At 70.8% G+C, this 24763-nt stretch carries 20 protein-coding genes and 1 tRNA gene; 6 read left to right on the top strand and 15 right to left on the bottom strand.

The genetic code is table 11. The features are described 5' to 3' along the window. Window positions 1-586 precede the first annotated feature (586 nt). The gene (locus tag OG310_RS24865) at window positions 587-1384 is read left to right on the top strand and encodes a DUF6414 family protein (RefSeq protein WP_329458079.1); all 798 of its coding nucleotides are present in this window, start codon (window positions 587-589) and stop codon (window positions 1382-1384) included. Between the two features lie 731 nt (window positions 1385-2115). Here the strand turns inward: OG310_RS24865 and OG310_RS24860 are convergent. Further along, window positions 2116-2190, bottom strand: a tRNA-Val gene (locus tag OG310_RS24860). Between the two features lie 504 nt (window positions 2191-2694). Here OG310_RS24860 and OG310_RS24855 point away from each other — a divergent pair. From OG310_RS24855 to OG310_RS24845, 3 genes are all read left to right on the top strand, one after another. After that, the gene (locus OG310_RS24855) at window positions 2695-3414 is read left to right on the top strand and encodes a DUF4097 family beta strand repeat-containing protein (protein WP_329458078.1); all 720 of its coding nucleotides are present in this window, start codon (window positions 2695-2697) and stop codon (window positions 3412-3414) included. Between the two features lie 218 nt (window positions 3415-3632). Then, entirely contained in the window at window positions 3633-4979 is a 1347-nt protein-coding gene (locus OG310_RS24850; RefSeq protein ID WP_329460362.1) for a hypothetical protein, read from the top strand. 109 nt (window positions 4980-5088) lie between these two features. Further along, complete coding sequence (locus OG310_RS24845; RefSeq protein WP_329458077.1) at window positions 5089-5307, top strand: FmdB family zinc ribbon protein; 219 nt, start codon at window positions 5089-5091, stop codon at window positions 5305-5307. A gap of 119 nt (window positions 5308-5426) precedes the next feature. On the opposite strand, the gene OG310_RS24840 is transcribed toward OG310_RS24845, so the two are convergent. The 4 genes from OG310_RS24840 to OG310_RS24825 form a co-directional block, all read right to left on the bottom strand. Continuing rightward, window positions 5427-6674, bottom strand: a complete 1248-nt coding sequence (locus tag OG310_RS24840; RefSeq protein ID WP_329458076.1) for a MalY/PatB family protein — start codon at window positions 6672-6674, stop codon at window positions 5427-5429. Between the two features lie 261 nt (window positions 6675-6935). Continuing rightward, window positions 6936-7769 carry an HAD family hydrolase gene (locus OG310_RS24835; RefSeq protein WP_443078726.1) on the bottom strand — a complete coding sequence of 278 codons (834 nt, stop codon included), beginning with the start codon at window positions 7767-7769 and terminating at the stop codon, window positions 6936-6938. Beyond that, entirely contained in the window at window positions 7766-10366 is a 2601-nt protein-coding gene (locus tag OG310_RS24830; RefSeq protein ID WP_329458075.1) for a phosphoribosyltransferase, read from the bottom strand. The genes OG310_RS24835 and OG310_RS24830 overlap by 4 nt, the downstream gene beginning before the upstream one ends. Window positions 10367-10386: 20 nt before the next feature. After that, a complete protein-coding gene (locus OG310_RS24825; RefSeq protein ID WP_329458074.1) occupies window positions 10387-11550 on the bottom strand; it encodes an HpcH/HpaI aldolase/citrate lyase family protein in 1164 nt (387 codons plus the stop codon). Window positions 11551-11905: 355 nt separating this feature from the next. On the opposite strand from OG310_RS24825, the gene OG310_RS24820 reads away from it, so the two are divergent. Next, window positions 11906-12781: a TerD family protein gene (locus OG310_RS24820; protein ID WP_329458073.1), complete on the top strand. Its 876-nt coding sequence runs from the start codon at window positions 11906-11908 to the stop codon at window positions 12779-12781. 58 nt (window positions 12782-12839) lie between these two features. Here OG310_RS24820 and OG310_RS24815 read toward each other — a convergent pair whose 3' ends face one another. The 7 genes from OG310_RS24815 to OG310_RS24785 form a co-directional block, all read right to left on the bottom strand. Next, window positions 12840-13061, bottom strand: coding sequence for a DUF6480 family protein (locus tag OG310_RS24815; RefSeq protein ID WP_329458072.1), 222 nt, complete (start codon window positions 13059-13061; stop codon window positions 12840-12842). 405 nt (window positions 13062-13466) lie between these two features. Then, window positions 13467-14204: a TerD family protein gene (locus OG310_RS24810; protein ID WP_329458071.1), complete on the bottom strand. Its 738-nt coding sequence runs from the start codon at window positions 14202-14204 to the stop codon at window positions 13467-13469. 221 nt (window positions 14205-14425) lie between these two features. Next, window positions 14426-15583, bottom strand: coding sequence for a DUF475 domain-containing protein (locus tag OG310_RS24805; RefSeq protein WP_329458070.1), 1158 nt, complete (start codon window positions 15581-15583; stop codon window positions 14426-14428). Window positions 15584-15631: 48 nt separating this feature from the next. Beyond that, a complete protein-coding gene (locus tag OG310_RS24800; protein WP_329458069.1) occupies window positions 15632-16207 on the bottom strand; it encodes a TerD family protein in 576 nt (191 codons plus the stop codon). 368 nt (window positions 16208-16575) lie between these two features. Then, window positions 16576-17151, bottom strand: coding sequence for a TerD family protein (locus OG310_RS24795; RefSeq protein WP_329458068.1), 576 nt, complete (start codon window positions 17149-17151; stop codon window positions 16576-16578). Between the two features lie 214 nt (window positions 17152-17365). Then, window positions 17366-17830: a peroxiredoxin gene (locus tag OG310_RS24790; protein WP_329458067.1), complete on the bottom strand. Its 465-nt coding sequence runs from the start codon at window positions 17828-17830 to the stop codon at window positions 17366-17368. Between the two features lie 191 nt (window positions 17831-18021). Beyond that, window positions 18022-18459 (bottom strand): DUF3052 domain-containing protein, encoded by a 438-nt coding sequence (locus tag OG310_RS24785; RefSeq protein ID WP_329458066.1) that lies wholly within the window; start codon window positions 18457-18459, stop codon window positions 18022-18024. Between the two features lie 553 nt (window positions 18460-19012). Between OG310_RS24785 and aceE the strand changes: the two genes are divergently transcribed. Next, window positions 19013-21757 carry a pyruvate dehydrogenase (acetyl-transferring), homodimeric type gene (aceE, locus tag OG310_RS24780; RefSeq protein WP_329458065.1) on the top strand — a complete coding sequence of 915 codons (2745 nt, stop codon included), beginning with the start codon at window positions 19013-19015 and terminating at the stop codon, window positions 21755-21757. A 267-nt stretch (window positions 21758-22024) separates the two neighbouring features. On the opposite strand, the gene OG310_RS24775 is transcribed toward aceE, so the two are convergent. The 3 genes from OG310_RS24775 to OG310_RS24765 form a co-directional block, all read right to left on the bottom strand. Next, the gene (locus OG310_RS24775) at window positions 22025-22303 is read right to left on the bottom strand and encodes a small hydrophobic protein (RefSeq protein WP_329458064.1); all 279 of its coding nucleotides are present in this window, start codon (window positions 22301-22303) and stop codon (window positions 22025-22027) included. A gap of 139 nt (window positions 22304-22442) precedes the next feature. Beyond that, the gene (locus tag OG310_RS24770) at window positions 22443-22820 is read right to left on the bottom strand and encodes a peptidase inhibitor family I36 protein (protein ID WP_329458063.1); all 378 of its coding nucleotides are present in this window, start codon (window positions 22818-22820) and stop codon (window positions 22443-22445) included. A 188-nt stretch (window positions 22821-23008) separates the two neighbouring features. Beyond that, window positions 23009-24604: an MFS transporter gene (locus OG310_RS24765; protein ID WP_329458062.1), complete on the bottom strand. Its 1596-nt coding sequence runs from the start codon at window positions 24602-24604 to the stop codon at window positions 23009-23011. Window positions 24605-24763 lie beyond the last annotated feature (159 nt).

Genomic DNA, 24763 nt, shown 5'->3' with positions numbered 1-24763 from the left:
TGTCAGATCCGGGTACCGAAGGCTTCCCACCAGATGTCAAAGGCCCCCGACCATGATCGGTCGGGGGCCTTTGTGCTGGTGGGCGCGGACGGTTTCGAACCGCTGACATCTGCTTTGTAAGCCTGGCGCCCCTCGTCGGCGCGTCTGAGCTGGCCACGCCGCGTTTCGTGCTGCGGGCCTCGCTACGGGCTTCTGCGCCGTCGAGGACTTCAAGTGACCGTGGTTGACCGCTCGATCTGGCACGGATCTGGCACGCATCCCAACGATGACTCCTGCCTTGTAAGCTCAATCGAGGTGCTTGGTTCCCCTCCAACGATCAACGACAGCGCTGACATGGCCGTCCCAGATCGGCCGCCGGAATCCGTCGCCGTTGATGTCAGCAATGGATGTCAGGTGGCCCTCCGGCGGGAGGTCGAGCTCTACTGGCCCAAGGTCGCGGAGCTAACCAAGGCCGACGTGCCGCCGAGTCGGCAGCAACGGGAAGCTTGGGTCACTGCACAGTGTCGCCGGCCACGCCAACCAGACGGGTACGGACGAACTTCGCAACTCACCTGACATCCGATGGCTCAACTCATAAGATTTACGCATGCTGAAGCGCTTCCTGTACCTCGACGCAACGACGTTGGCGGACTACGTGAGTGCCCTTGAGGGCGGAATCCGCGAATCCCTTGAGCGGAAAACATCGACAGGGAAAAATGCGAGTGGTGGCGTGAAAGCCAGCGTCGTTGAGGCGGCTATCGGCCGAACGCGCGGCACAGAGGAATCTGCTAGTTTTACCGATACTCCACAGGCTCAATTTGAGCGCCTAATGGAACTTGCCAGAACCGAACCGAAAATAGCAGGCTGGGTTGATGTTGTGGACCCGGATATTGATCTTCAGGATATCGGAGTAGGTGCGCTCATCGATATCGAGTGTGACATCTACGTCCCGGAAATCGTTAAGGCCTTGACTCCGGACGGGGGGCTTGTTGAGGCTCTCGATAAGCTGGATGCACTGCTCCCCTTCGTGAGCATGTTCGATGCTACCGCAGCTCAGGGGCTGCCCAGTGAGGACGAACGCGATGCGTTTAGGGGGTTCGTAGGAGCCCTTGGAGGAAAGGCGCTAGTCGTTGGCGACCTTGACTCCTCGAATTGGCGTATCGCCGGGCAGCTCGAATCAGGCAACGTGAAGGGCGACATGGAGGGAACCGCTCGAATCACCGGAAAGGTCTCAAAGCGCTGGGGAGAGGGGCAATGGAAGCCTCTCCTTGCCCTCCCTGGGTCGTCTCTTATCTCACGCGAGCAAAGACGCGCCCTGGAGCGAACGAAGCCCAAGGAAGGTGAAGAAGACCAGTACCTCGAAGGCCCTGCCCTGATGCTAGATATTCTTGCTATCTACAGGTGATCCCTCCGGGGGTTACACAACCCTACCGATCGCCAGCCCCCACTTTCCTGTGCTCCCCTCCCGTCCGCCTTCGGCCCACACGTAGTGGAGCGGGCGTGGTTCATGGCGTCAAGGTGGAGCGCACCACTGTACGAACGACCTTGACGCCCTGGGCCGCGTCTGCTCGGCTCTGCCTGGGTCAAAGGTGGTCGGGATGGGCCCCCACGACAACCGCGACGATGCCAGCAGCCGCAGGACGGGCCCTCCCATCCCGGACACATGAGCGCCCCCGCCGGAGGCATGTCCTTGTCGGTGAGCCACCGTTGCACCTTCGGGTCTCGACTCATGGCCTCGCCCTATCCCTTGTGGGCGCGGGTCGGCGCAGCGCGGGCGGCGCGGGCCGAAGGCAGGAGCGAAGCGCACCCGGCGGAGCCGAGCACAGCCGGGGCTTGATGAGGTAAGGAAACCCGTAACAGCTCCCGCGCTCATTGCGGAGCGACTCGATTCGCTGGCAGCGGCCCGCACATCGCCGTTGATGGCATCTGCTCCCGCGTGCAAGAACGCAGCGGCCTCGCCCGGCTTGTTGGCGCGGCCGACTGCGAAGCTCTGTGCTGCGCGCGACTTCAATGTCCGTGACGGAGTCAATGATCAAGATGCACCGAGTGCGCTTCATCAGGTCCGGGATCCGGATGGCGAAGGCTCCCACCAGATGTCAAAGGCCCCCGACCATGATCGGTCGGGGGCCTTTGTGCTGGTGGGCGCGGACGGTTTCGAACCGCCGACATCTGCTTTGTAAGAGCAGCGCTCTACCCCTGAGCTACGCACCCGTGGATGAGGCATCAGGGTACATGGCCCATGGGCCCCGGCGGCAAACGCCGTGACCTGGGCGGGATGGGGGACCCGGCCAGCGGTCCGGGGCCGGGCCCGTGGCTGGGGCGAAACGGACGCGGCGCGTACCGAGGTCGGCGGGGACCGAGGGCACGTACCGAGGGCGCCGGCACGGAGGGGGCAGGCACGAGGTCGGCGGGCACGGAGGCGGCCGGGCAGGGAGGTCCGGTGGCACGGAGGGCGCCCTGACGGGCAGGCGCAGTGGGTGGGAGGTGCCCGGGGCGCCGGCCGGACCGGGGGTTAGCCCCACCCCGTAGACGGTGGGCGGCAGGATCGGCGCCGGGGGTCCTGGCTTCTACGGTGGGGGCACCGCCCGACGAGGGACGGTCCAACCTGGGGGAACGATCACTGTGACCACCGTCGCCGCACACCCACACCCACACCCACACCCACACCCGCGCCCACGCAGCCGCACCCGTGCCGTCCTCGCCGTCTGCGGGGTCGTGGCGATCGCCGCCACGGTCGGTGCCTGCGGTGCCGATCCGTCGAGCGCGCCCGTACAGAAGCACACCTTTGCGTTCACCGGTAAGAAGCTCACCATCGACGCCGACGATTCGGGCGTCCAGGTCGTGCCGGGCGACGTCACGGGGGTTCATGTGCAGCGGCAGGTCGAGGGCTGGGTGTTCCTCGGCACCGGCCCGAAGGCCACCTGGGAGCTGGACGGGGACACGCTCAAGCTGAAGGTGAAGTGCTCGGGCCTGGCGACGGACTGTTCCGCCCTGCACAAGGTGACCGTGCCGCGTGATGTCGACGTCACGGTCAGCAGCGGCAACGGCAAGGTCACCGCCTCCGGCTTCACGCGTTCCGTCTCGCTGCGCACCTCCAACGGGGACGCCGAGGTCCGGGACAGCTCCGGCCCGGTCAGCCTGAGTTCCGACAACGGCTCGCTCACCGCGCTCGGCCTGACCGGCAAGAGGATCTCGGCGACCACCAGCAACGGCGCGATCCGCCTGGGCTTCTCCACCGTGCCGGACCACGTCGACGTGGACAGCCACAACGGGCAGGTGCGGATCAACCTGCCGAAGGGGCACACGGCGTACGCGGTCGACGCCGGGAGCAGCAACGGCGGCATCGACATCGGGGTGCCGCGCGACGACGCGAGTCCGCACTCGGTGATGGCCCACACCTCCAACGGTCAGATTTCTGTGCGAGCTGCGAACTGACCGACCCGTGTGTTCGTCCTTGCCGGGTGGGACAATGAACCGGCAGGGCGAAACCGGCACGGGAGAGGCATGTGACATACGCGCATCCGCACTCTGGGGACTCCGCGGGCTCTGGAGCGGGGGCGGACGCCGTCCATGACCCGGGGGGCAGCGGCGATGGTGGCGGCGTCCGGGCCCGCACCGGCTCTCTTGGCGCGCGTGCGTCGTTCGCCGGCGGCCTGCGGGATCTGTGTGCGCTGGTGCTGTTGCCCGTTCCGCTGCTGGTCGCGGCCTTGCCGGCCGCCCTGGCGAGCGGTGGGAACGCCGGCGGCCGGCGCTGGTTCGGCGGTGGTCGCGGCGGCAGCGAGCAGCAGCGGGCGGCGGCACAGGCCGCGAAGGACGCGGCGGCCGAGTCGTTCTACGAGCTGGACACCGCCCAGCGCGACCTGCGGATCTCCATCGAGACGATCAGCGCGGTCGACAGTTCTCCGCGGGCCCGTAAGGCGCTCGACGACTTCGCCGCGATCGGCCGCAGGATCGACGAGGCGAGCGGCAACTACATCACCGCGGTGGACGCGCACGACCTGGACCGCCATGACCTCGACCTCGCGACGGCGACCCGCGCGCACAACGAGCTGACGAAGGCCAAGGACGAGCTGGACCGGGTGCGGGGCGAGCTGAACCGGTTCGCCGACGGGCTTGAGCCGCTGCTGGACAGTGCCGCGACCCAGCTGGCGCGTCTCGCCCCCGCGGTGGAGCGGGCGAAGCAGGCGCTCCTCGCCGCGAGCAACGCTCTCGATGCGGTGCGTGGCTCCGGACTGCGGGCGGATGATCTCGCGGCCCGGCTCGCCGCCCTCTCGCCGGAGCTGACCCGGCTCAACGAGGGGGCCGGCCGGCACGGCGTGAGCGAGACGCTCCAGCGCGCCGATCGCGTACTGCGCGAGGCGGAGGGCGTGCGGCGGGACGCCGAGCGCCTGCCGGAGCGGGCGCAGGAGATCGACCGGCGGCTGGTGTCCCTGCGTACGCGCGCCCAGGCGCTCACGAACCGCGCCGGCTCGGTCGAGCCGGTGCTGAGCGAGCTCCGGCGCCGGTTCTCCGCCGCGTGCTGGCAGGACCTCCAGTCCGTGCCCGCGCAGGCCGCGGAGAACGTGCGCCAGGCGGAGACCAAGCTGGCCGAGGCGGCCCGGGCCCGCGAGGAGCAGCGCTGGCCGGACGCGACATCCCTGCTCAGCACCGTACGGGCGCTGCTCAACGAGACGGACGAGGCGGTGTCCGCGGCGGGCGACCGCCTCCAGCGGCTGAACGCCGTGCAGAAGGACCCGCAGCAGGAGGTGGACCGGTCCCGTTTCGCGGTCCGCGACGCCCAGCGTCTGGCGATGGCGGGCCGCAGTACGCCCGACCCGCGGCACGCCAGGCCCCTGGACGACGCGGTGGGGCGGGTCGATCGCGCGCTGGCGGGCCTGGAGGGGCGCCATCCGGACTACTGGCACTTCCTGACCGAGATGGAGGCCGTACGCGAGACGGCGGCCCGCGTGGTCACGGAGATCCGCGAGGAACGCGCGGGCAGCAGCCACCTCCACCGCTGAGTCCTCGGCGGGGTTCCTCCCGTCCGCCTCGCGCAGGCGGGCGGTGCGAGATCCGCGCGGCCGGGCCCGGACCCGGTCGCGGGGGCGCGGTACCGGATACGCTCGGCCCATGCCTCGTTACGAGTACCGCTGCCGCACCTGCGGCGCCACGTTCGAACTCCGGCGGCCGATGGCCCAGTCCGCTGCCCCCGCGCCCTGCCCCGCCGGGCACGGCGACACCGTCAAGCTGCTCTCGACCGTCTCCGTGGGCGGTGCGGCCCAGGGTGGCGGCGCGCCCGCCGCGGGCGGCGGGGGCGGCTGTTGCGGTGGTGCCTGCGGCTGCGGCTGAGACCCGGGCCTCTGCGCGCCGGCGGCCCCGCCCCCACCCGCCACGCGGCCCCGGATCCCCGCGCCGGGCGGCCCCGGACAACCGGAGCCGCGTGGCCCGGTGTCCGGGGCCCCCACGTCTCAGAGCCCGTCTCGGAGCGTGCCCATCCGGCGCACCGATTCCTCAAGCAGCGCGGCGCTCGTGCCGAAGTTGAGCCGCGCCCAGCCCGGCGCGCCGTACTCCTCGCCGTCCGAGAGCCGTACCCGGGAGCGTTCCTCCACGTACGCGGCGACCGGAACACCGTCCGGCACCACGGACCGCAGATCGATCCAGGAGAGGTACGTCGCGGCCGGCGGTACGTAGCCGGGGCGCGCCCCCGCGTCCGGCACGTGCTCCGCGAGCAGCCGGGTCAGCAGGTCGCGGTTGGAGCGCAGATATCCGCGCAGGCCGGCGAGCCACGCGTCGCCCTGTGCGAACGCCGCCTGCGCGGCGAGCACCCCGAGCAGCGATATCCGGTAGGGCAGCAGTTCCGGCAGCCCGCCGAGCGCGGCGGCGGCCCCGTCCGTGACGGGGAGCATCAGGGCGCATTTGAGGCCGGGGATGTTGTACGCCTTGGACGCCGAGGTCAGGACGACCGTGCGGGCCCCGGGGCCCTGGGGCACGGTCGCGTACGGCACGAAGGCCGAGCCGCCGCCGTCGCCACCGCTGTCCCTCCCGCCGTTATCGGTGCCGTCTCCTGCCGCGGGGGCGTCGTCCAGCACCAGCGGCGCCCAGATCTCGTCCGCTATGACGGCGACTCCGTACTCGGCCGCGGCCTCGGCGACCGCCGCCAGTTCCGCCCGGTCGGCGAGGTGCCCGGTCGGGTTGTGCGGGTGGCACAGCAGCATCGCCGTGGCGCCCTGCTCGAACGCCCGGCGCAGTCCTTCGATGTCCCGGCGCCGGCCGTCGGCGGTGTGCAGCAGGGGTACGGGGACGAGCGTGCGGCCCGTCTCGCGCATGACCCGGAAGTACGGGCCGTACGCGGGCGTCTCCACGACCACCCGGTCACCGGGCGCGGTCAGGACACGCAGGGCCTCCACCACCCCGACCATCACCTCGGACACCGGCACGAACGCGGCCGGGTCCGGGTGCCAGCCCCACTGCCGGCCCGCGAACGCGGCGAAAGCCGCGGGCAGGCCGATCGCGTCGGGCGGGGCGTAGCCGAGGTCACCGTCGGCGAGCGCTCTTTCCAGCGCCTCCATGACGGGCGGGGCCGGGGCGAAGTCGGTCTCGGCGACGGACAGCGCGAGGACGTCCTCGGGCGCGCCGAACCACTTGGTGTTGTGGCGGCGCCGGAGCACGGCGGGGTCGACGGCGTCGAAGAGGGCGGAGGCGTGCGGCACGGTCATGTTTTCCTGGGGGTCGCGGTAGGAGGTACGGGCTGGCCGGAGCTGGGGGCGATCCGTCGACCGGCCCGTCGCCGGCTCCCCGGAACGGGGGCTTCCGGTCCGGACGCGCCGGCAAGGGCAGGCTATGCGTCCGCCCCCCGGCCGCGCTACGGGCGGTGCCGTTCAGGGCCCCGCCGAGACGGGCCGGGCCCGTCTCCGTACCCCCCGCCCGGCCCGTCCCCGTATCTCCCGCCCGGCCCCCGCGCACAAGCACGCGTCCGCTCAGGACGCGGCCTCCGCGAGGAGCGCGGTCTCGGCCAGGAACGCCCGCAGGATCTCCTCCCCCGCGAGCACCCCGGCCGTCCCGAGCGCCGTGACACCGGGCGCCGTCCAGCCCGCGTCGGCCAGTTCCCCGTGGCCGGGCCGCCAGGAACGGTCCGCCGCCGTCAGCAGGTCGGCGTCCAGGAGGGAGTCGCCGGCCGCCAGAGTGAGGTCCGCTCCCGCGCGCCGTGCCACCTCCGCCAGCGCCGCGCTCTTGGTCAGGGGCCGGGGCACCACGTACACCTTGCGGCCCTGGAGGGAGACCGTCCAGCCGCGCCCGTCGGCCCACTCGGTCAGCTCCTCCAGCCAACCTCCGGGTAGCAGCGTTCTGTTGACCACCGCGTACGCGAACAGGTCCTCCGCCACACGCCCCTTGAGCAGCCACGCGGGGTCCGCCGATGCCACCAGCCGCTCACTCACCTCGGCCAGCGGTGCGGTCTCCTCGGCGAGCCGCGCCGTGACCCGGGCCTGCCAGGCAGGGTCGGACACACCGTTCACCAGGATGTGGCCGCCGTTGGCGCAGATCGCGAACTCCGGCGGCGGGCACGGCAGATGGATCCGCGCGTACTGTTCGCGTGTGCGGGTGGTCGTCGGCACGAAGACCGTGGCGCGGGCGACGGCGTCCAGCAGCGCGGCCGCCGTCTCGGTGAGGTACGAGAGCGGCTTGCCCCCGTAGACCTCCACGCACAACAGCCGGGGCGCCGCCGCGTCCGGCATGCTCAGGTCCAGTGCGGCGGCGGAATAGACAAGAGTGCGATCCAGGTCGCTGGCGACCAGCACACGTCGGCCGGTCACTGCCCCGACACCGCCCTGCCGTCCGCGCCCGTCGCCCCACGGGTGAACTGGGGGTGAATCAATCCCACGCAGGTGTAGGGGAGTTCGTCGACCTCCTCGACCGGCACACCGCGCTGGCGCGCGAGCAGCCGGACATGGTCGAGGTCGGCGCCCGCGCCGCGCTTGGCGAGGATCTTCCAGGGGACGCGCCGCAGCAGGACACGTGTCGTCTCGCCGACGCCGGGCTTGACGAGGTTCACGTCGTGGATGCCGTACTCCTCGCTGATCCGCTCGACGGCGGCCCAGCCCGCCCAGGTCGGTGAACGGTCCGCCGCCAGCAGCCCCTTGACGTCCGCGTCGACGGTTTCGGCGACCGCGCCGAAGTGCGCGGACACGGAGTCCAGGAACAGTGCGGACACGTCCGCCTCCGCGAGGGAACGGTAGAACTTCGCGCCGTGGAAATCGTCCGGCCCCACCAGGTCGGCCCGCAGAACGGTCCGTGAGATAAGCCCGGACACCGTCGAGTTGAGGCAGGCGGACGGGATCAGGAAGTCCTCACGCGTGCCGTAGGTCCGCACGCAGCCACCCGGGTCGGCGAGCACCGCCATCTCCGGGTTGAATCCGTCGAACTCCGCTGTCGCGGCGGCCAGTTCGCGAGTGATGGCGCCCTTGCCCGTCCAGCCGTCCACGAACACCACGTCCGCCGGGTCGTGGTGCGCGGCGAGCCACCGCATGGCCGCGGTGTCGATGCCGCGGCCCCGCACGATCGACACCGCGTAGTGCGGCAGGTCCACACCGTGCCGGTACGCGGCCCAGCGGCGCATGAGCACCCCCACCGGTGTGCCGGCCCGCGCCAGTGAGACCAGCACCGGGCGGGGCGAGCGTTCGGCGAGGACGGTCTCGGTGACGGCGCCGACGGCCCGCGCGATGCGCGCCGCGGACGTGTCGAGCGCCGACCGGAACAGCTCCTGGTACGCGGCGCTCGGCTGGTACTCGACCGGCAGCGACTCGGCGTAGTGCGCGCCGCCGCTCTGGATGGCCTCCTCGCGCTCCTCCGTGGGGGCCTCCAGCTCCACGTCCGACAGGTCCTGGAGGAGCCAGCCCACCTCGTGGGGCGCGTAGGAGGAGAAGGCGGGGCCACGCAGTGGCTCGGGCAGCATGGTCGTGTCCTGACGCTCTGGTCGCTCTGGTTCTTCGGATGGTGCCGGTGAGCCCGACTGCGCGGCTCGCTCCGGTACGTAGGTGGGGATCACGGCCACCACCACCCGGTCCACGTGGGCCGCGAGTTGCGCCAGCAGCCCGCCCGGCGCGCTCAGTGCGGGCGTGTCGCCCGCCGAGTCCACCACCAGGACGGCGGCGTCGAATCCGCCACCGGCCACGTTGTAGGCGTACCGGCGGCCCGTCGCGTCCGCCGACCCGGCCGGGAAGGCCGGCGTGTCGTGGGCGGGGAACGCGAGCCTGCTGCGTATCGCGTAACCGGGGTCGTCGACCGCGAGCACCGGTGAGCGAGTCGTCGTCGAGTACCGCACCTCGACGCCCGGCACGGTGACTGTACGCGGCCGCGCCCCCGGGGCCGCGGCACGTGCCTGGCCGCCCGCGCCGGGTGCGCCGAGCGCCGTCTCCAGGTGTTCCGCGATCCGCAGCGGCGCGTACATCAGCTCCTCGAAACCGAGCACCAGCACGCGCCGGGCCCCCTCCGGCAGGGCCCTCGCGACCCTCGCCGCCATGCCGGGCAGCGCCGCGTCCAGCACCCGGCGGTGGGCGGGGACGAAACCGTGCCGTCCACCGTCCGGCAGCCCGTCCGGCCAGTGAAGGCTCACGCGGGTGAGTACGGCGGCCCGGGGCGCGGGCGCCGAGGCGAGCGCCGCGTAGGGCGGCGTCTGCGCGCCCTCGTGCGCCGCCACCAGCTCCCGGCCCCGCCGGAGCACGCCGTCGGGGAGCCGTACCGTGCCCGACGCCAGGGTCACGAGGTCGACCCGTGCCCCGATCTCCTCCGCGAAGGCGGTGAGCCGGCCCCGGTCCTCGGGTGAGCGCATGTCGACCAGCGCCACGATCACGTACCAGGGGCGCGGATAGCGGACGTGGAGCGCGCGGATGGTGTTCAGCACGGTGTTGCCGGTGGAGAACTCGTCGTCGACCAGTACCAGTGGCCCGTCGCCCGCGAGCAGCGCGGGGTCCTCCGGCAGCAGCAGGTGGGAGGTGGCGTGCGAGTGGGACTCCTCGAAGCCGCCCGCTCGTGCCACGCCCGCCACGGGCCGTCGCGTCGAGTGCAGGTAGGGGGCGTCGCGTACGCCGTCGGCGACGCTGTGGCCGAGACCGGTCGCCGTCTCCGCGTACCCGAGGATCACCGCCCGCCGGGTCGCGGCGTCGCCCAGCAGTTCCCGCACCCGCTCGCCGAGCCGTACACCGGTGCCGTGCACGACGGCGGGGCTCTGCGGCACGTGCTTGCCGAGTACGTTCGAGACCAGCAGGTGGGCGCGCTTGGGGTTGTCGCGCAGCGCCAGCCCGAGCAGGCCCGGCAGATCCGGGCCGCCGTCGAGCGCCACGCCGAGCCGGTCGGACACCCAGGTCCCCGACCAGGGGCCGGTCGTCGCCGGGCGGTCGTCGCCGCGCCCCATCGGCTCCTCCTGTACCGCCGTCACCGGCCGAGCCCCGCCGCGAGCAGTTCGACGAAACCGATGTCCTCGCGGGCCACGCCGAAGGCCTCGGCCCGCAGCAGCGTCCGCTCGGCCCACGCCCGGTGCGGCTTCACCTCGTTCATCTTGTTCGTGTAGGCGGAACGCAGCACTCCGCCGTCACCGCGCTCCGGCCGCAGGATGTCCCGCGCGTCCATGTACTCCTCGTGACTGACCACCGACAGCGCGTGCACCGGGATCACGTGCGACGGATGGATACACGTCTTGCCGAGCAGCCCGTTGGCCCGGTCCAGTTCGATCTCCCGCAGCAGCCCGTCGAGGTCGTGCTCGATCAGTGTCGTACGAAGCGACTCCGCGCGCCCCTCCAGGAAGGGGCTGCTGCGCAGCTGTGGCTTGAACATGCGCTCCTGCAGCCGGAAGTACTCCCAGACCGGCCCGGTGATGGTGAAGCCGCTGCGGTCCGCCCGGCCCAGCACGTTCACGACGTCGGCGATGACATGGGCGATGACCTGCACGTCGTACGCCGTCGTGTCGGCGGCGCGCCGCAGCCCGTACGCCGAGCAGAAGTCCGTCACGCCCAGTCGCAGCGCCAGCACGCGGGAGCGGTACTTGTCGACGACGGCCGCGATGTCGGCGAGCGTGCCGGCCCTCGTCTCCAGGTGCAGCAGTTCGGGCGACTCCAGGACGGGCATCGCGAAGAGGCGCCGTCCGGACGCGCTCTCGGCGGCGACCAGCGCCTCCAGGAACGGTTCGCCCCGCTCGTAGGTGAACTTCGGCAGCACGAACCCGGACAGCAGCCGCACGGCGGGACCGAGCCGGCGCACGAGATCCGTGATCTGCGCGGCCTCCCGGACGCGGATGAACAGCAGCGGGGTCTCGACGTCCCGCGTGTCCAGCTCGCCGAGCTGCGTCACGAGGTTGGCCTCGCCGACGGCCACCTCGCCGTCGCCGATCGAGTCCTCCAGGCACAGCACCATCGAGCGGACCCCGAGGCCGGTCTGCTTGACGATGTCGTCCGCGAGGCGCGGCCTGGTCGCGGGGCTGTAGAGCGTGGCGCCCAGGGCCGCCGAGAGCAGCCGGGCGGGCGCGTCGCCGGTGAACTCCACGGGCTGCCGGTGGAACAGCCGCTGCCGGTCCTCCGGCGGAATATGCCCGAAATGCCGCATCCGTTATCCCCCGTACTACCTGTAGCGCCGATCACGCCATTCGTTCACATGGCCGGTAATAGTACGTATGAATCCATGTCGTCGGTTCCCTCCGCTCGTGAAATCCTGGTTGCCGTCTCACGGCGCCCGGCCGTTGCCCGCGCGCACCAGGTCCGCTCCCCCACCGGTCCCCGACGGCTTCCCCGCCTCGCTCCGGTCACGCCTCGCCGCCCCGCCCCGGCCGCTGCCGCCCGCGTGCGGGCCGTAGGGGATCCGTACGCGATCCGTGGCCGGACTGTGCGCACCTCGTGGGCGGACCGCGCGGATCCGCGCTCTCCAGACGCCGCGTTGTCCCGCTCCGGCCCGGGAAGGCAGGATGGCCCGCATGACGCACGCGATGCTGAAGGGTTCCAACGTCCCGCTCGACGTGAGCGCCGTACGGGCCGTGCTGCGCTGGACCCCGGGCCCCGGGGTCCCCGACGTGGACGCGTCGGCGCTGCTGCTGGGACATGACGGACGCGTGCGGTCCGACGAGGACTTCGTCTTCTACAACCAGCCGCGCCATCCCTCGGGCGTCGTGCGGCGGCTGCCGAAGAAGCAGCGGTCCGACGGCTGGACCGACGCGGTGGAGGCCGACCTCGCCGCACTGGACCCGTCGGTCGACCAGGTCGTACTCGCCGCATCGTCGGACGGCGAACCGTTCGGCCACGTAGGGGATCTGCGGATCCTGCTGTACGACACGGCGGACCCCGAGGGCGATCCCGTCGCGCTCTTCGACGTACACCCGGAGACCGGCGAGGAGACCGCCATCATCTGCGGCGAGCTCTACCGGCGGGGCGACGGCTGGAAGTTCCGCGCCGTGGGCCAGGGGTACCCGACCGGCCTGGTCGGGCTCGCCACGGCGTTCGGCATCTCCGTGGACGAGACGGACACCGGAGGCGCCGTCGACGAGGACGCGACGCACGCTGCCGCGGCCCGTCCGGCCGGAGCCGACCTCGGCGGCTCCGGCGCGTCGGGCGACGGGTCGCCGGCCGGCCCGGCGAGTCCCTTCGCGCCGCCCGCACCGGCCTACGGATACCCGCACGCGGCGCCGCCCGTGCCCGCGGGGGACCCCGCCTACGGTTATCCCCAGCCCGCCTCGCCCCCGCCCTACGGCTACGGCTACCCCCAGCCCGCCGCTGCGGCGGCCCCCGCACCGGACCCGGCCTTCCGGCTCCCGCCGATGGGCCCGCAGTTCCTGCGCGACGCCTAGGCCGCCCAAGGCGTCACCCCGTCGGCGGCCCGTCAACGGCCCCGGCGGTGGGATCTCTTCACACGACCACGGCGTAGGCCAGGAAGAAGGCCGCGACCACCCCGGCGAGCACCAGGATCAGGGTCAGGGGCACCCCGGCCCACCCCCGGGACGTCTCCTGCCGGGGTCCGGCCTCGGAGGTGCTGCCCTCCGCGGGAGGTGTCTCACCGGGCGGCACCCCGCCCCCGGGTTCGAGCCCGGTGGTGGTGAGCGGATCGGGATCCGGATTGGCGGTTCTCATGACGACCGGGTACCCCTCGCGCGTTTTCCATGCCCGGCGACCGGCGGCGATGTCGGGAGGGCCGGTGTCACGGCAGGCGTGCGGGGCAGCCGTCCGGCGCTGCTGCGGGGCCCGGGAACACCGGGACGGGCAGGTGTGTTGGAGCGAGAGTGGCCACGGAGGGGACAGTGTCCCCGGGCTCCACCCCTCGCCCGTGGGGAAGATCGTTCGGCTGAAGCCCCACGGAGCCTTCCGCCGCGAGGCGACCGCCCTCCGTGACCACGCTCTCCCTCAGGTGGACCGGTCCCCGGAACCACCCCCGCTCCGGGCCCCGGTCCCCATGATCTCGCCCCCCAGCACCGGGTCCCAGCGCGACCGAGTCCCTCCCCCGGTCGGCCGCGGCGCTCCTGCGCCGGGTCCGACGCCTCAGGCCTTCGTCTTGTACCCCCGGCCCCACTGCAGGCCCCAGCCGTACAGCCGGTCCAGCTCGGCCTGGAAGCCGTAGACGAACTTGACCTCGCGGCGTACGAGCAGGTCGCCCTTCACGTTCTCCATCGAGAACACCGCGCAGGACCTGGCTTCCGGCGCGCGCTCGTCCAGTTCGATCTCGACGCGCGGGCCGTTGCTCGGGTAGAGGGTCACCGTCGCGTGCGTACGGTCGAACGCCGGCGTCTGGTCGTAGATGTAGGCGAAGAACAGCAGGCGCTTGATCTCGTCCCGGTGGTCGAGATTGACGAAGATCGTCTCGCCGGACGGTGCGCCGAACCTGTCGTCACCACTCAGCTTGATGTACGGGGCGATGTTGAGATCCCCGAAGAAGCCGCCCAGCGGCTGGACGACCCCCTTGCTGCCGTCCGACAGTTCGTAGAGGCAGCCGAGGTCCAGGTCGACGTTGACCATGCCCTGTGTGTGCGCCTGCACCACCTCGGGCTGGAACAGCTTGAACGGGTGGCGCAGCAGCCCGCTCTGCTTCGACCGGCCCTCGATGTCCGAAGTGCGCATCCGCCAGGACAGGTTGACCCGGAGGTTGCCCGTCGCCGCGTCCTGTTTGGACAGCGACACCGTCGGATGCCGCTTGGTCAGTTCGATGGAGTTGCTCGCGGCGCTGCCCGAATCGAACTGCGCCGCCCCTCCCCCTGGCCGCAGACCGTCCCAGAAAGACATGCTGACTCCCACCCTCGTGCGTCCGGCCTGAGACCACGGGCGGTCCTCGGGGCTTCGCCCGGGACCGTCCCGTAAGGAAGAGTTCCCGCACCCGGCCGCGCCGCACACCCCGCGACCCGCCCCCGGCGGGTCACACGGGGTCGCACGGAGTCGCACACGTGTCGCGCACGGGCATATCCGTGCGACATGCGCGCCGGGCAGGGCGCGGGACCGCGCCCGCGTCAGACCTGCGCGCCCGCCCGCTCCTGGGAGCCGCCCTGGGGGCCGCCGTCACCGCCGTCGCCGCGGGCCTCGATGGCCTTGTTCCTGCGGATGGACGACCAGAACGAGGCCCCGATGAGGACGACGCCGACGAGGCCCGTGACCACCTCGTTGATCTCGTGCTGGATGGTGACGAAGAGGATCACGGCCAGCGCGCCGATCGCGTAGTGCGCCCCGTGCTCCAGGTAGACGTAGTCGTCCAGGGTGCCCTGCCGTACGAGGTAGACCGTCAGCGACCGGATGTACAGGGCGCCGATGCCGAGGCCGACCGCCATCCAGAAGATGTGGTTGGTGATCGCGAAGGCGCCGATGACGCCGTCGAACGAGAACGACGCGTCGAGCACTTCCAGGTAGAGGAACATGAAGAACGCGGCCTTGCCGGCCATACCGACCGCCGAGATCGCGCGGCCCTCCGCGCGCGCCTTCTCCTGCTCCTCCTCCTCGCGTTCCTCCTGCTCCTCCAGGTTGTTCTCGAAGTGCCCGGAGAGACCGCCGACGACCAGGTACGTGATGAGGCCGGCGACACCCGCGAGCAGGACCGTCGAGGACTTGTCCACGCCATGACCCGCGCTGGTGTGCGCGTGGACGGCGAACGTGAGCGACGTGACGAGAAGGACGATCAGCGCGACGCAGACCGACAGCATGTCGACCTTGCCGAGCTTGGCGAGAGGCCGCTCGATCCAGGCCAGCCACTTGATGTCGCGGTCCTCCAGGATGAAGTCCAGGAAGATCATCAGCAGGAAGATGCCGCCGAACGCGGCGATGGCGGGGTGCGCGTCCGTGACCAGCGACTCATACCGGCTGGGGTCGTTGACCGCCAGCCGCACCGCCTCGACGGGGTTCACCTTGGCCGTGATGGCGACGATCAGCACGGGGAAGACCAGGCGCATACCGAACACGGCGATCAGCACGCCGATGGTGAGGAAGATCTTCTGCCAGAAGGCATTGAGCTTCTTCAGCACACCGGCGTTGACGACCGCGTTGTCGAAGGAAAGCGAGATCTCCAGGACCGACAGGATCAGGACGACGCCGAAAGCCTCCCACCCCCAGAACACGGCCGTGGCGGCCAGCGCCAGGACCGTGATGACCATCGGCCAGCGAAAGGTTTTCAGGATCACTGCTACCCCATCCGGTGATACGGGTTTTCCCCCGTGCAGAGCACTGCTTTACGCAACGTTGACCCCGAAGTCTAGGGCGATGCCCCGAAGGCCCGACGCGTACCCCTGGCCGACCGCGCGGAACTTCCATTCGCCACCGTGCCGGTACAGCTCGCCGAAGAGCATCGCCGTCTCCGTGGAGGCGTCCTCGCTCAGGTCGTAGCGGGCCAGTTCCTGGCCGTCCGCCTGATTGGCGACGCGGATGTACGCGTTGCTGACCTGGCCGAAGGTCTGGCGGCGATTATCGGCGTCGTGGATCGACACCGGGAAGACGATCTTGTCGCAGGACTCGGGCACCTTGGACAGGTCCACGAGCAGCGTCTCGTCGTCGCCCTCGCCCTCACCGGTGAGGTTGTCACCGGTGTGCTCGACCGAACCTTCGGGGCTTGTGAGGTTGTTGTAGAAGATGAAGAACTCGTCCCCCATGACCCGGCCCTCGCGGCACATCAGCGCGCTGGCGTCGAGGTCGAAGTCCGCTCCGGTGGTGGAGCGGGCATCCCAGCCGAGCCCGACGAGCACCTGCGTGAGGTTCGGTGCGGCTTTGGAGAGGGAGACATTGCCTCCCTTGGCGAGTGTGACGCCCATGGTGTTGTCCTCCCCGAGAGTGATCCGCTGCGATGCGGTGAAACAGGCAGTGCGGGTGGTGCGGGTGGTGCCGGTGCTACGGGTGGTGCCGGTGGTGCGTACGAGACGGCAGTGCGGGGCTGCCGTGGCGCGGCGGCACGGCCGGTACGGGCGCGCCGCCCGTGCGGGCAGGACGCGTTGACGTCCTGCCCATCGGGGTGTCCTTCATGCACTTCACGCCACTTCGACCCGAATCGGTTACCGGGCCGTGGCACGGGCGGCCTCCGCCGTATCCGCCGAGAGCACGTCCGGCGCCGCACGGATGAGGTGCGACGCCGGACGGAGAGCTGTCGTGCCTGGTGGAACGGGTGACGCCGGTCCGGCGACGGTCAGACGTTGACGCCGAAGTCCTGCGCGATGCCGCGCAGGCCCGACGCGTACCCCTGGCCGATGGCGCGGAACTTCCACTCCGCGCCGCTGCGGTAGAGCTCGCCGAAGACCATCGCGGTCTCCGTCGAGGCGTCCTCGGTCAGGTCGTACCGCGCCAGTTCGTTGTTGTCCGCCTGGTTGACCACGCGGATGAACGCGTTGCGCACCTGGCCGAACGACTGCTGGCGGGTCTCCGCGTCGTAGATGGAGACCGGGAAGACGATCTTCTCGATGTCGGCGGGGACCGCGGTCAGGCTGACCTTGATCTGCTCGTCGTCGCCCTCGCCCTCACCGGTGAGGTTGTCACCGGTGTGCTCGACGGAGCCGTCGGGGCTCTTGAGGTTGTTGAAGAAGACGAAGTTCGCGTCCTGGGTGACCTTGCCCTCGGCGTTCGTCAGCAGCGCGCTGGCGTCGAGGTCGAAGTCCTGCCCTGTCGTCGTACGGATGTCCCAGCCCAGACCCACGGTCACCGCGGTCAGGTTGGGCGCGGCCTTGGTCAGCGAGACGTTTCCGCCCTTGCTGAGGCTGACTCCCACGAGTCCTCCCATTGGTTGTCGGGGCCGGCGGCCGTGGTCAGCGGCAGCTGCCGCGGGCCTCGCGCCCCCTGGTGCGTTGCCATTCGGATCAACGTTTGGATCCTAGTGACCGGTTCCCGTCACCCGCGCGATTTCGCCGGCCGACGGCGCGAGCCCTGACGCGTTCCATGCACACGGAACGCGTGTATGCCCCACACACACGGGGAGGGGCTCGTCAGAGCTCGTCGAGGGCCTTCAGATACGCACCGCTGTCCCGGGCCTCGTGGACCGGGTTGACGACGCTCCAGCGCACGACGCCCGCCGTGTCGATCACGAACGTGCCGCGCACCGGCCGGCCCCGCTGCTCGTCGAGCACTCCGTACGCGCGGGCCACCTCGCCGTGCGGCCAGAAATCGGCCAGCAGCGGGAAGCCGATGCCCTCGCTGTCGGCGAAGGCACGCTGGGAGTAGACCGAGTCGACGGAGCAGCCGAGTAGCTGGGCGCCCCGCTCGGCGAAGGCGTCCGCACGGTCGCGGAGCTCCTGGAGTTCGCCCGTGCAGGTACCGCTGAAGGCATGCGGATAGAAGACCAGGACCACGTTGCGCCCGTCGGGTCCCCGGAAGTCCGAGAGCCGAACGGTCCTGCCGTTCTGGTCCTGGAGGGTGAGATCAGGCGCCGTGGCGCCGACCATGACGGCCATGAGGCGTGTCCTTTCACGGAGGGCGGCCTCTGCCCGCCGGCCGCCCGCACACCGACCAGCCTACGCACGGATCGGCGCATACGCCTGGACGGGTGAACCCCCGCCGTACACGTCGACGGCGGGGGGACATGTCCCCCCCGTCCCGGCCCCCGCTCGACGGAGCGCCACGGGGCCGGGCCGGGGTCACGGGTTCAGCGCTTGGTCTTCGCCGTCTTGGGCGTCACGAGCCGGCTGCCGGTCCAGTCCTTGCCTGCGTTGACACTCCTGGTCTGCGACAGGCCCGCCGTCTGGGCGGCCTCGTTGATGTCGCTCGGCTCGACGTAGCCGTCGCGCCCGGTCTTGGGCGTCAGCAGCCAGATCACGCCGCCGTCCTCGATCAGACCGATGGCGTCAACCAGCGCGTCCGTAAGGTCGCCGTCCTCGTCCCTGAACCAGAGGAGGACGGCGTCGGCAACGTCGTCGTACTCCTCGTCGACGAGGTTCTGGCCGGTGACGGCCTCAATGGACTCACGGAGTTCCGGCTCGACGTCTTCGTCGTAACCGATCTCCTGGACCACCTGTCCGGGCTCGAACCCCAGACGAGCCGCCTGGTTGGTCCGCTCCTCCGCGTGGTCCGCGGTCGCGCTCACGGATTGCCTCCTGATCATGTTTCGGTAACTGCTTCTGCTTCGCGCGCACGCGAAGCATTGGCCGTAGTCCACACGGACGCGACGGATCGCGCAAGTACCCGGCGGTCGAGACCGCCGAAACGGTGACGTTCCGGGCCTCTTCCCCGCGTTCCCGGGCGGTCGGGCAGCGACCCTCTGTAACGGCCGGAGCTTCTTTTCTCCATGTTTGCCATGGTATGCCGTGCGGCTACGCCATTCGGGTAGGAACCGCCGTAAGAGGGGGTCCCCGCCGGGCGTGGCTCGCGCCATGCCCGGCGAACCGGCGGCCAAGGGCCGGCGCGACCCGAGGACGGTGTGCGTACGCCGCCCGGGCCGTACGGGCACGGTACTCGCGCACCGCGCGCGTCGCGGCACGGCGTCCGCGACGGGCCCGGCGACGCGTCGCCGCGCCCCGCGGCACGGCGGCTCGACGCCGGCGGTTACCTCTCGGTAGAGGTGACGTCCGCGTGCGTCGCGGTACACGATGGGTGCGACGCATGAACCCCCCAGACAGAACAGACAGCGAGGGAAAAGCGTGGCTTCCGGATCAGATCGCACCCCGATCATCATTGGCGGCCTTCCCAGTCAGGTCCCGGACTTCGACCCCGAAGAGACCCAGGAGTGGCTCGACTCGCTCGACGCCGCCGTGGACGAGCGGGGCCGCGAGCGCGCCCGGTATCTGATGCTCCGGCTGATCGAGCGCGCGCGGGAGAAGCGCGTCGCCGTACCGGAGATGCGCAGCACGGACTACGTCAACACCATCGCCACCAAGGACGAGCCGTTCTTCCCCGGCAACGAGGAGATCGAGCGCAAGGTCCTGAACGCGACGCGCTGGAACGCCGCGGTGATGGTCTCGCGGGCGCAGCGCCCCGGCATCGGCGTGGGCGGCCACATCGCCACCTTCGCCTCGTCGGCGTCCCTGTACGACGTGGGCTTCAACCACTTCTTCCGCGGCAAGGACGACCACCGGGGCGGCGACCAGATCTACTTCCAGGGCCACGCCTCGCCCGGCATCTACGCCCGGGCCTTCCTCCTCGACCGGCTCAGCGAGGCTCAGCTCGACGGCTTCCGCCAGGAGAAGTCCAAAGCGCCCAACGGCCTTTCGAGCTACCCGCACCCCCGGCTGATGCCGGACTTCTGGGAGTTCCCGACGGTGTCGATGGGGCTCGGCCCGCTCGGCGCGATCTACCAGGCGCGGATGAACCGCTACATGCACGCGCGCGGCATCGCCGACACGTCGGAATCGCATGTGTGGGCGTACCTCGGCGACGGTGAGATGGACGAGGTCGAGTCCCTCGGGCAGCTGACACTCGCCTCCCGCGAGGGCCTGGACAACCTGACGTTCGTCGTCAACTGCAACCTCCAGCGGCTCGACGGCCCGGTCCGTGGCAACGGCAAGATCATCCAGGAGCTGGAGTCGGTGTTCCGCGGCGCCGGCTGGAACGTGATCAAGCTGGTGTGGGACCGCACCTGGGACCCGCTGCTCGCGCAGGACCGCGACGGTGTACTGGTCAACCGGCTCAACACCACGCCGGACGGGCAGTTCCAGACGTATGCGACGGAGACCGGCGCGTACATCAGGGACCACTTCTTCGGGGACGACCACCGGCTGCGCGCCATGGTCGAGAACATGAGCGACGAGCAGATCCTGCACCTCGGACGCGGCGGCCACGACCACCGCAAGGTGTACGCGGCGTACGCGGCGGCCAAGGCGCACCGCGGGCAGCCGACGGTGATCCTCGCGCAGACCGTCAAGGGGTGGACGCTCGGCCCGAACTTCGAGGGCCGCAACGCCACGCACCAGATGAAGAAGCTGACGGTCGACGACCTCAAGCGGTTCCGGGACCGGCTGCACCTGCCCATCGCGGACAAGGAGCTGGAGAGCGGCCTGCCGCCGTACTACCACCCGGGCCGCGACTCGGAGGAGATCCAGTACATGCACGACCGCCGCAGCTCGCTGGGCGGCTACGTGCCGACGCGGGTGGTGCGGGCGAAGCCGCTGACGCTGCCGGGCGACACGGCGTACGCGACGGTCAGGAAGGGGTCCGGGCAGCAGTCGATCGCGACGACGATGGCGTTCGTCCGGCTGCTCAAGGACCTGATGCGCGACAAGGAGATCGGCAGGCGCTTCGTGCTGATCGCGCCGGACGAGTACCGCACGTTCGGTATGGACTCGTTCTTCCCGAGCGCCAAGATCTACAACCCGCAGGGCCAGCAGTACGAGTCGGTGGACCGCGAACTCCTGTTGTCCTACAAGGAGTCGAAGACCGGCCAGCTGCTGCACGACGGCATCACGGAGGCGGGCTGCACGGCGTCGGCGATCGCGGCGGGCTCGGCGTACGCGACGCACGGCGAGCCGCTGATCCCGGTCTACGTCTTCTACTCGATGTTCGGCTTCCAGCGCACCGGCGACCAGTTCTGGCAGATGGCCGACCAGATGGCGCGCGGATTCGTCCTGGGTGCGACCGCGGGGCGCACCACCCTGACCGGTGAGGGGCTCCAGCACGCGGACGGCCACTCGCACCTGCTGGCGTCGACCAACCCGGGCTGCGTCGCCTACGACCCGGGTTACGGCTTCGAGATCGCGCACATCGTGCGGGACGGCCTGCGCAGGATGTACGGGGAGCCCACCGCGGGCGAGGACCCGAACGTCTTCTACTACCTCACGGTCTACAACGAGCCGGTCCAGCACCCGGCGGAGCCGGAGGATGTCGACGTCGAGGGCATCCTCAAGGGCATCCACCGCTTCCGCGCCGGCGACAAGGGCGAGATCCCGGCCCAGATCATGGCGTCGGGCGTGGCGCTGCCGTGGGCGGAGGAGGCGCAGCGGATCCTCGGCGACGAGTGGAACGTACAGGCCGACGTCTGGTCCGCGACCTCCTGGACCGAGTTGCGGCGCGACGCGGTGGCCACGGAGGAGTACAACCTGCTGCACCCGGAGGAGGAGCAGCGCACGCCGTACGTGACGCGCAAGCTCGCCGACGCGCGGGGGCCGTTCGTGGCGGTGTCGGACTGGATGCGGGCGGTGCCGGACCAGATCGCGCGGTGGGTCCCCGGCACGTACCAGTCGCTGGGGGCGGACGGCTTCGGCTTCGCCGACACCCGGGGCGCCGCCCGGCGCTTCTTCCACATCGACGCGCACTCGATCGTGCTGGCGGTCCTGACGGAGCTGGCGAAGGAGGGCAAGGTCGACCGGTCCGCGCTCAAGCAGGCCCTGGACCGCTACCAGTTGCTCGACGTGGCGGCGGCCGATCCGGGCGCGGCGGGCGGCGACGCGTAGGACGCGGGGCCGGGCACGGCCCAACGGAGCGGGGCCGGCACCTGAGGGTGCCGGCCCCGCTCCGTTGTCATGGCGCACACCGCGCGGGGGTCCGGCCGGCTCGGCGTGGTGTTCCGAGGACGCCGAACCGGCGCTGCCCCAGCGGGTGTTCCACCGCGGTCGGGCTCGCGGGAGTCCACCCGCGGCCTCACGAACGCGCCACGGCGGCCGGAGCGGGAGGCGGTGGGGGACGGCGGCAGGACCGCTGTCCCCCTGCTGCCGCCCGGGTCAGAACAGGGTGATCAGTGCCAGCACCGTGTCGATGGCGCCCAGCACCACGGCGATCACCGCCGGGATGTGGCGGTTGGACCACTGGCGGTTCATGGAGAGCCAGCCGGTGATCAGTGCGATCGGGCCGAGCACGATCCCGAGGACGAAGAACCCCGCGATCGCGCAGATGATCCCGATGATCCCGAACGTCGCGCGGTCCGGCCCGTTCCGCGGCCCCATCCGGCCGCGTGAGCGGGGGCTCATGCGCGTGCGGGTACTGCTGCCGAAGCCCGCCATGATTCCTCATCCTCCTGGAATTGCCGGCCTGTTCGGACCTTCGACCGTTCGCGTACCCCCCTTCGGCGCGCGCATGTTCCCCGGCCGTGAGACACGGCCCGGCCCACCGCCCCGGAGGGGGCGGCCGCCGGGGCGGCGGTCAGTGCTCCCAGATCTTGAAGGCCCGGATCCGGTAGGGCGCCCGGGGGGCCCAGGTGCCGTGGCCCGGGTACGTCTCGAACTCGCCGGTGTCCGCGCACGTCGCCGACTGGTACGCCGTCACGGGCCGTCCCAGGCGGTTGGCCAGGGAGAGGGCCGATCCGCCGGCCGGCAGGGCGACGCAGTCCTCGATCCCCACCCCCGTCAGTTCGTACGTGCTCCTCGCGCCGCCGAAGTCCTCCTCCGGCCACAGGCACAGTTCGCCCGCCGCACAGTCGCCGCCCCGCAGCGGAGCGGTGGCGGCCCCCGCGGGTGCCGCCACCGCGAGGGGCACCACCGCCGCCAGCAAGGCGACCGCAGCCGTCGTCACACGTCGCATCTCGATTACCCCCGTGATCGTCTTTGTCATGGTCGCGGCACCGCGGTCCGCGCTCCCGGCACTCGCCGCGGCGTCGTACGGACAGCCTCCCCGGTCCGGCCCCCCGAACAGGCAAAAGGCCCCGCCGAAACGATCCGGCAGGGCCTTCCCCGTTCGATAATTGACGGTACGTCAGCCGTGCGTTGACGTCAGATGTGTGCCGCTCCGGCCGCGGCGTCCGCGTTCTCGCCGCGCTTCGTCAACAGCGCGACGAAGATCGCCACGAAGCCCACCGCGGCGGCCACCAGGCACGCCAGCGTCATGCCCGACATGAAGGTGTCGTGCGCGACGGTCGTGATCTTCTCGGCGATCCCGGCCGGTGTGCCCTTGGGCACCGGGGCCGTACCGACCTGGACAGCCTCGGACACCTGCCCGATCTGACCGGGCTTCAGGGGCGGCAGGCCCGCGCCCGTCCACTTGCCCGGCAGTTCGCTGGAGACACGCGAGGCCATGACCGCGCCGAGCACCGCCGTACCGAGGCTGCCGCCGATCTGCATGGCGGCCTGCTGGAGACCGCCCGCCACACCGGACAGCTCCATGGGCGAGTTGCCGACGATGACCTCCGTCGCGCCGACCATGACCGGCGCGAGACCCAGGCCGAGCATGGCGAACCAGAGCGACATGGTGGCGGTGCCGGTCCCCACGTCCAGGCGGGACATCCCGAGCATCGCGAGCGTCGTGAAGATCATGCCGCCCGCGAGCGGGACGCGCGGGCCGACCTTGGTGATCAGGATGCCCGCGACCGGCGAGGCGACGATCATCATGCCGGTCAGCGGCAGGAGGTGCAGGCCCGCGTCGACCGGGCTCATGCCGTGCACGTTCTGCAGGTAGAAGGTGACGAAGAACAGCCCGCCCAGGAAGGCGATGGCCATGAGCGCCATCAGCACCACACCCGCGGAGACGGGGACGGACTTGAACAGGGTCATCGGGATCAGGGGTTCCGCGACCCGGTTCTCCCAGAGGGCGAAGGCGATGAAGCACAGGATCGATATCCCGATGAACGTCCAGGTCGTACCGGCGCCCCAGCCCCAGGTGGGGGCCTTGATGAGCGCCCAGACCAGGCAGAACATGGCCGCGGACAGCAGCAGGATCCCGAGGATGTCGAAGGACCGGGGCGCGTTCTGAGCGCGGTGGTCGAGCAGGATGAAGGCGCCGAGCACCAGCGCGACGACGCCGACCGGCACGTTGATGAAGAACACGGACTGCCAGCTGATGTGCTCGACGAGCACACCGCCGAGGATCGGACCGCCCGCGGTGGAGGCGCCGATGACCATGCCCCAGATGCCGAGCGCCGCGTTCAGCTTCTCGGCGGGGAACGTGGCGCGCAGCAGGCCGAGGGCGGCCGGCATCAGCAGAGCGCCGAACAGCCCCTGGAACACCCGCAGGGTGACCACCAGGGCGATGGTGTGCGACAGTCCGATGGCGCCGGACGCGGCGGCGAAGCCGACGACGCCGATGAGGAAGGTCTGGCGGTGGCCGAAGCGGTCACCGAGTTTGCCCGCGGTGATCAGTGCCACCGCAAGTGCCAGGAAATAGCCGTTGGTTATCCACTGCACGTCGGCGAACGAGGCGCCGAGGTCTTTCTGGATGGCGGGGTTCGCGATCGCGACGATGGTGCCGTCGAGGGCCACCATCATCACGCCGACGGCCACGGCGATGAGCGTGAGCCAGGGGTGGCCGCGCAGCCCCTTCTTGGACGGTGCCGTCGTCGGGGGCGCCTGATCGACGGTGGTCTGACTTGTCATACCGCTTACGCTAATGTCAGCGACTGACAGTTGACAAACCAATTCACAAGTCGGTAACTGTCACGTAGCTCACAAGCGCCCGGTCTACGGTGGAGAGAGAGCGTGACCTGCGAAACGTGGGAGGCACGGCCCCGCGGACACGCCCCACGACCACGGACA

It is taken from the genome of Streptomyces sp. NBC_01497, from assembly GCF_036250695.1.
Taxonomy (GTDB): Bacteria; Actinomycetota; Actinomycetes; order Streptomycetales; family Streptomycetaceae; genus Streptomyces.
Note: the sequence above shows the minus strand (reverse complement) of the source record. Positions and strands in the feature narration are given on the sequence as shown.

Bases quoted from the DNA above. Each gene is read 5' to 3' on its own strand.
- OG310_RS24770 (WP_329458063.1), bottom strand. From the start codon at position 22,820: ATGCGACGTGTGACGACGGCTGCGGTCGCCTTGCTGGCGGCGGTGGTG.
- OG310_RS24815 (WP_329458072.1), bottom strand. From the start codon at position 13,061: ATGAGAACCGCCAATCCGGATCCCGATCCGCTCACCACCACCGGGCTC.
- OG310_RS24765 (WP_329458062.1), bottom strand. From the start codon at position 24,604: ATGACAAGTCAGACCACCGTCGATCAGGCGCCCCCGACGACGGCACCG.
- OG310_RS24830 (WP_329458075.1), bottom strand. From the start codon at position 10,366: ATGGGGCGCGGCGACGACCGCCCGGCGACGACCGGCCCCTGGTCGGGG.
- OG310_RS24775 (WP_329458064.1), bottom strand. From the start codon at position 22,303: ATGGCGGGCTTCGGCAGCAGTACCCGCACGCGCATGAGCCCCCGCTCA.
- OG310_RS24800 (WP_329458069.1), bottom strand. From the start codon at position 16,207: ATGGGCGTCACACTCGCCAAGGGAGGCAATGTCTCCCTCTCCAAAGCC.
- OG310_RS24810 (WP_329458071.1), bottom strand. From the start codon at position 14,204: ATGTCTTTCTGGGACGGTCTGCGGCCAGGGGGAGGGGCGGCGCAGTTC.
- OG310_RS24820 (WP_329458073.1), top strand. From the start codon at position 11,906: ATGGCCCGCATGACGCACGCGATGCTGAAGGGTTCCAACGTCCCGCTC.
- OG310_RS24845 (WP_329458077.1), top strand. From the start codon at position 5,089: ATGCCTCGTTACGAGTACCGCTGCCGCACCTGCGGCGCCACGTTCGAA.
- OG310_RS24865 (WP_329458079.1), top strand. From the start codon at position 587: ATGCTGAAGCGCTTCCTGTACCTCGACGCAACGACGTTGGCGGACTAC.
- OG310_RS24825 (WP_329458074.1), bottom strand. From the start codon at position 11,550: ATGCGGCATTTCGGGCATATTCCGCCGGAGGACCGGCAGCGGCTGTTC.
- OG310_RS24790 (WP_329458067.1), bottom strand. From the start codon at position 17,830: ATGGCCGTCATGGTCGGCGCCACGGCGCCTGATCTCACCCTCCAGGAC.
- OG310_RS24840 (WP_329458076.1), bottom strand. From the start codon at position 6,674: ATGACCGTGCCGCACGCCTCCGCCCTCTTCGACGCCGTCGACCCCGCC.